The following is a 5,900-nucleotide window of genomic DNA, read 5'->3' on the forward strand; positions in this document are numbered from 1 at the left end:
CCAGCGCGCGCAGCTCGGGGGTCAGGAAGGCCTCGACCTCCCGGTCCACCGTCGTGACCCATTCGCCGGGCGCCTTCTGCATCACGTCGTCATCCGCCAGGCGGCGGAAGCGCGGTGCGATGTAGGTGGTGGCGGCGTGCCGCAGCAGTTCGGCGACGGGATCGGGATGGGTGGCGCTCATCCGGCGATGCTACCCGCACGGGCTTGCCCCTCGCGGCGACAGGCGCGCCGGCGCGCTGCGCGGCATGCGCCCGGACGACGCTCAAGACCTGCCCCCGGCGGTCGATATCCCGAGGGTTGCCGAAGGAGTTTCCATGCATGTCGCCGTTCCCACCGCCGCCGCCCCCGCCGGATCGTCCACGTCCGCGCCTTCGGGGTCGGGCAGCGATGCGCAGATCGCCCGCCTGCAGGCCCAGCTCAAGCAATTGCAGAAGCAGATGAAGGACCTGGCGACCGATTCGACGATGGACGCGTCCGCCAAGGACAAGCGCCAGAAGCTGCTCCAGACGCAGATGCAGGTGGTGATGGAGCAGATCGCGCAGATCCAGAAGGCGGCCGCGGAAGCCGCCCAGGCGAAGGCCGCGGCCCGCAGCGCCCCGCCGACGGCACCGACGGCACCGACGACGGCTCGCGCCGAGGAGGAGCCGGTGGGCCGGCGCTCGCCGGCGACGTCGATGCTGGGCGCGCTGCTGGACGAGGTCGCGTGACGCGCGCCGGGCGCTCGGGCGCGGATCCTGCCGCGCTACGATTCCCCGCCTGAAGAGGTGTCAGATGGTCACGACGATCAAGCGCGAAGAATTCTGTTTCCTGGTGGTCGACGACTTCTCGACCATGCGCCGAATCATCTCCGGGCTGCTGCGCGAGCTCGGCTTCAAGAAGATCCTGGAGGCCGAGGACGGCAAGGCGGCGCTGCGGCAGCTGGAGCTGTCGGCCGAATCCGGCGAGCCGGTGCACTTCGTGCTCAGCGACGTCAACATGCCGGTGATGAACGGCTTCCAGCTGCTGGAGGCGCTGCGCACCAAACCCGAAGGCGACGCGCTGCGCACGATCCCGGTGCTGCTGGTCACCGCCGAGGGCCGCAAGGAAGACATCATCCGCGCCGCGCAGCTCGGCGCGACCGGCTACATCGTCAAGCCGTTCAACAAGGACACGGTCGGCGACAAGATCCACCTGACGCTGAAGAACCGGAACATCCTGGTCGATTGAGTCGCTCCGGCCGACGCCGGGCGGGCCGGGTCCGCCGCGCTCGGCCGCGCTCAACCGCCTCCCAACGCCTTCACCACCTCCTCCGGCGCCTGCACCAGCTCGATCAGCACGCCCTCGCCCCCGATCGGGAACTCGTCATTGCTCTTCGGATGGATGAAGCAGATGTCGTGGCCCGCCGCGCCCTTGCGGATGCCGCCCGGCGCGAATCGCACGCCGTTGGCCGTCATCCACTCGACCGCCTTCGGCAGGTCATCGACCCACAGGCCGACGTGGTTCAGCGGCGTCGCATGCACCGCCGGTTTCTTCTCCGGATCCAGCGGCTGCATCAGGTCGACCTCGACCTTGTGCGGCCCGCTGCCGATGGCGCAGATGTCCTCGTCGACGTTCTCGCGCTCCGAGACGAAGTTGCCGGTGACCTGCAGCCCCAGCACGTCCACCCACAGCCGGCGCAGCGCCGTCTTGTCCGGGCCGCCGATCGCGATCTGCTGGATGCCGAGGATGCGGTAGGGCTTCGCCGCGGCGGTCGTGGATGCGGTCGTCGATGCGGTGCTCGTTGCGGATGCGGTCATGGCCTGCCCCTTCATTCGAAACGCACGATCGGCTGGTCGACCGCCAGGCTCTCGCCCACCTTGGCCAGCACCTCGGCGACCTTCACGTCCTGCGTCGCGGTGAGGATGTTCTCCATCTTCATCGCCTCGATCACCGCCAGCCGTTCGCCGGCTTGCACCAGTTGCCCCGGCTGCACGGCGATGTGGACCAGCAGCCCCGGCATCGGCGACAGCAGCAGCTTGCTGGTGTCCGGCGGCGCCTTGTAGGGCATCAGCCGGTGCAGCTCCGCCGCGCGCGGCGACAGCACCGTCACCTCGATCGCGCGCCCGTTGTGCTGGATGCGATAGGCCAGCGGCGCCCTCGGCGTGCCGCGCTCGGCCTGGGCGACGAAGGGCCGTCCGTTCACGGTGCCGAAGAGCCGCGTGTCGTTCAGCCGCGAAGTGCTGACGATGCGGTAGGACTTGCCGCCGCCCTGCGCCTGGCCGCGGCCCTCGACGCCATCCGCGCCCTCGGCGCCGACGTGGATCAACGCCTCGCCCTGCGCGCCGACGTACTCGGTGATGTTGAGCGGATACCGCCGGAAGCTGCCCTGCCCTTCGCTGACCACGGCGACATAGTCATGCTCGATGCGGACCTCATGCCCCGGCAGCTGGCCGGTGATGCCGGCCTCGCGCTCGCGGGCCTTGCGGCGGATGAAGCCGGCCAGCGCCACCAGGAAGTCCGGATCGTCGTGCGGCACGTCCTCGGCGTGGAAGCCGCTGCCGTAGTGCTGCGCGATGAAGCCGGTGTTGAAGTCGCCCGAGCGGAAGTCCGGATGCGCCAGCAGCGCCGACTGGAACGGGATGTTGCTCGAGATGCCCCGGATCACGAAGCCATTGAGCGCCTCGCGCATCTTGGCGATCGCGTCGTCGCGGTCGCGGCCGTGCACGATCAGCTTGGCGATCATCGAGTCGTAGAACATCGGGATCTCGCCGCCGTCGAAGACGCCGGTGTCCACGCGCACGCCGAAGCGCGCCTCGCCGGCCGCCTCCATCGAGGTCTCCGGCGGCTGGTACTTCACCAGCCGGCCGGTCGACGGCAGGAAGTTGCGGAAGGGATCCTCCGCGTTGATGCGGCATTCGATCGCCCAGCCCTCGCGCCGGATCTCGTCCTGCTTGAACGGCAGCGGCTCGCCCGCGGCAACGCGGATCATCAGCTCCACCAGGTCCAGCCCGGTGATGCACTCGGTGACCGGATGCTCGACCTGCAGCCGCGTGTTCATCTCCAGGAAGTAGAAGGACTGGTCCTTGCCGACCACGAACTCCACCGTGCCCGCGCTCTGGTACTTCACCGCCTTGGCCAGCGCCACCGCCTGCTCGCCCATCGCGCGGCGCGTGGCCTCGCTGATGAAGGGCGACGGCGCCTCCTCGATCACCTTCTGGTGGCGGCGCTGGATCGAGCACTCACGCTCCCACAGGTAAACCACGTTGCCCTGTGCGTCGCCCAGCACTTGGATCTCGATGTGGCGCGGGGACTCGACGAATTTCTCCATGAACACGCGGTCGTCGCCGAAGCTCGCGCGCGCCTCGTTGCGGCAGCTGGTGAAGCCGTCGTGGCAGTCCTTGTCGTTGAACGCGACGCGCAGCCCCTTGCCGCCGCCGCCCGCGCTCGCCTTGATCATCACCGGGTAGCCGATGCGATGGGCGATGGCCACGGCCTCGTCGGGCGATTCGATCGGCTGGTTGTGGCCGGGGATGGTGTTGACCTGCGCCTCGCCCGCGAGCTTCTTCGAGGCGATCTTGTCGCCCATCGCCGCGATCGAGTAATGCTTGGGCCCGATGAAGACCAGGCCTTCCTCCTCCACGCGGCGCGCGAAGTCCTCGTTCTCCGACAGGAATCCATAGCCGGGATGGATGGCCTGGGCGCCGGTCTGCTTCGCCGCGGCGATGATCTTGTCGGCCACCAGGTAGGACTCGCGCGAGGGCGCCGGGCCCAGCAGCACGGCCTCGTCGGCCAGCTCCACGTGGCGGGCGTCCTTGTCCGCCTCCGAATACACCGCCACCGTGGCGATGCCCATCTTCTTGGCCGTCTTGATCACGCGGCACGCGATCTCACCGCGATTGGCGATCAGGATCTTCTTGAACATGTTCTGCGTCTCCTGCGCGCCGGTCAGAGGGGGATGTTCCCGTGTTTGCGCCACGGGTTCTCGAGCTGCTTGTCCTTGAGCATCACCAGCGAGCGGCAGATGCGCTTGCGCGTCTCGTGCGGCTGGATGACGTCGTCGATGAAGCCGCGCGCCCCGGCCACGAACGGGTTGGCGAAGCGCGCCTTGTACTCGGCCTCGCGCGCGGCCAGCTTGGCCGGATCGTTCTTGTCCTCGCGGAAGATGATCTCCACCGCGCCCTTGGCGCCCATCACCGCGATCTCGGCATTGGGCCAGGCGAAGTTGACGTCGCCGCGCAGGTGCTTGGAGCTCATCACGTCATACGCGCCGCCATAGGCCTTGCGCGTGATCACCGTCACCTTGGGCACCGTGCACTCCGCATACGCGTAGAGCAGCTTGGCGCCGTGCTTGATGATGCCGCCGTACTCCTGCGAAGTGCCCGGCATGAAGCCCGGCACGTCGACGAAGGTGATCACCGGGATGTTGAACGCATCGCAGAAGCGCACGAAACGCGCCGCCTTGATGCTGCTCTTGATGTCGAGGCAGCCCGCCAACACCAGCGGCTGGTTGGCAACGATGCCCACCGTCTGCCCCTCCATGCGGGCGAAGCCGGTCAGGATGTTCTTCGCGTTCTCGGCCTGCAGCTCGAAGAAGTCGCCGTCGTCCACGACCTTGAGGATCAGCTCCTTCATGTCGTAGGGCTTGTTCGGGTTGTCCGGCACCAGCGTGTCGAGCGAATGATCCAGCCGCGCGCCGGGATCGCCGCTCGGGCGGCACGGCGCCTTCTCGCGGTTGTTCAACGGCAGGTAGTTGAAGAAGCGCCGCAGCATCAGGATGGCCTCGACGTCGTTCTCGAAGGCCAGATCCGCGACGCCGCTGCGCGCCGTGTGCGTCGAGGCGCCGCCCAGCTCCTCGGCCGTCACTTCCTCGTGCGTCACGGTCTTCACCACCTCGGGCCCCGTGACGAACATGTAGCTGCTGTCCTTGACCATGAAGATGAAGTCGGTCATCGCCGGCGAGTACACCGCGCCGCCGGCGCAGGGGCCCATGATCATGCTGATCTGCGGGATCACGCCGGAGGCCATCACGTTGCGCTGGAACACCTCGGCGTAGCCGCCCAGCGAGGCCACGCCCTCCTGGATGCGCGCGCCGCCGGAGTCGTTCAGGCCGATCACCGGCGCGCCGACCTTCATCGCCTGGTCCATCACCTTGCAGATCTTCTCGGCATGGGCCTCGGACAGCGCGCCGCCGAAGACGGTGAAGTCCTGGCTGAAGGCGAAGGCCAGCCGGCCGTTGATCATCCCGTAGCCGATGACGACGCCGTCGCCCGGGATCTTGTTGTCCGCCATGCCGAAGTCGACGCAGCGGTGCTCGACGAACATGTCCCATTCCTCGAAGGTGCCGTCGTCGAAGAGCAGGTCCAGCCGTTCGCGCGCGGTCAGCTTGCCCTTGGCATGCTGGGCCGCGATGCGCTTCTCGCCGCCACCCTGGCGCGCCTGCTCGCGCTTGTCCTCGAGCATCTGTTGGATGTCATGCATGTCGTTGGTCCTTTGAATCCTCGGAATTCCTGTCTCCGGAAAACTTCGTCAGCAGCTCCCGCGCCGCCGTCGACGCCGCGAGCTGCCCGCCGAGCACCCGCGCCGTGATGTCCTCGAGCGCGCCGCGCACCGCGGGCGCCGCCTTGAACTGCTGCTTCAGGCCCGACTGGATGCGCTCCCACATCCACGCCAGCGCCTGCTGCTGGCGTTTCTCCTCGAAAGCGCCGTTGGCCTGCTGGAGCGCCTGGAACTCGGTCACCGCGCGCCAGAAGGCGTCGACGCCCTCGCCCTTGAGCGCCGACATCCGCATCACCCGCGGATGCCAGATCGCCGTGTCGTGATGGGCGTGGTCGGGCCGGCCATGCAGCCCGTACAGCCGCAGCGAGGACGTGATCTGCGCCTGCGCCCGCGTCGCCGCGGCGTCGTCCAGGTCCGCCTTGTTGATCACGACCAGGTCGGCCAGC

At 68.2% G+C, this 5,900-nt stretch carries 5 protein-coding genes and 2 pseudogenes; 2 read left to right on the forward strand and 5 right to left on the reverse strand.

Features of this window, described 5'->3' with window-relative positions; genetic code table 11:
* Positions 1–181 (reverse strand): annotated as a pseudogene (locus FUT87_RS14365) (inositol monophosphatase); the annotation flags it as partial.
* 133 nt (positions 182–314) lie between these two features.
* Between FUT87_RS14365 and FUT87_RS14370 the strand changes: the two are divergent.
* On the forward strand, positions 315–707 hold the full coding sequence (locus FUT87_RS14370; protein WP_186830540.1) for a FlxA-like family protein: 393 nt from the start codon (positions 315–317) through the stop codon (positions 705–707).
* A gap of 64 nt (positions 708–771) precedes the next feature.
* Positions 772–1,206 (forward strand): response regulator, encoded by a 435-nt coding sequence (locus FUT87_RS14375; protein WP_091724820.1) that lies wholly within the window; start codon positions 772–774, stop codon positions 1,204–1,206.
* Between the two features lie 50 nt (positions 1,207–1,256).
* On the opposite strand, the gene FUT87_RS14380 is transcribed toward FUT87_RS14375, so the two are convergent.
* The 4 genes and pseudogenes from FUT87_RS14380 to FUT87_RS14395 all read right to left on the reverse strand — a co-directional run.
* Entirely contained in the window at positions 1,257–1,775 is a 519-nt protein-coding gene (locus FUT87_RS14380) for a VOC family protein (protein WP_147241450.1), read from the reverse strand.
* An 11-nt stretch (positions 1,776–1,786) separates the two neighbouring features.
* On the reverse strand, positions 1,787–3,880 hold the full coding sequence (gene accC / locus FUT87_RS14385; RefSeq protein WP_147241451.1) for an acetyl-CoA carboxylase biotin carboxylase subunit: 2,094 nt from the start codon (positions 3,878–3,880) through the stop codon (positions 1,787–1,789).
* Between the two features lie 23 nt (positions 3,881–3,903).
* The gene (locus FUT87_RS14390) at positions 3,904–5,436 is read right to left on the reverse strand and encodes an acyl-CoA carboxylase subunit beta (protein WP_091724823.1); all 1,533 of its coding nucleotides are present in this window, start codon (positions 5,434–5,436) and stop codon (positions 3,904–3,906) included.
* A pseudogene (locus tag FUT87_RS14395) lies at positions 5,429–5,900 on the reverse strand (methylmalonyl Co-A mutase-associated GTPase MeaB); the annotation flags it as partial. The pseudogene FUT87_RS14395 and the gene FUT87_RS14390, both read right to left, overlap by 8 nt.

Source organism: Mitsuaria sp. TWR114 (assembly GCF_007997345.1).

Bases quoted from the DNA above. Each gene is read 5' to 3' on its own strand.
- FUT87_RS14380 (WP_147241450.1), bottom strand. From the start codon at position 1,775: ATGACCGCATCCGCAACGAGCACCGCATCGACGACCGCATCCACGACC.
- FUT87_RS14375 (WP_091724820.1), top strand. From the start codon at position 772: ATGGTCACGACGATCAAGCGCGAAGAATTCTGTTTCCTGGTGGTCGAC.
- FUT87_RS14370 (WP_186830540.1), top strand. From the start codon at position 315: ATGCATGTCGCCGTTCCCACCGCCGCCGCCCCCGCCGGATCGTCCACG.
- FUT87_RS14390 (WP_091724823.1), bottom strand. From the start codon at position 5,436: ATGCATGACATCCAACAGATGCTCGAGGACAAGCGCGAGCAGGCGCGC.
- accC (WP_147241451.1), bottom strand. From the start codon at position 3,880: ATGTTCAAGAAGATCCTGATCGCCAATCGCGGTGAGATCGCGTGCCGC.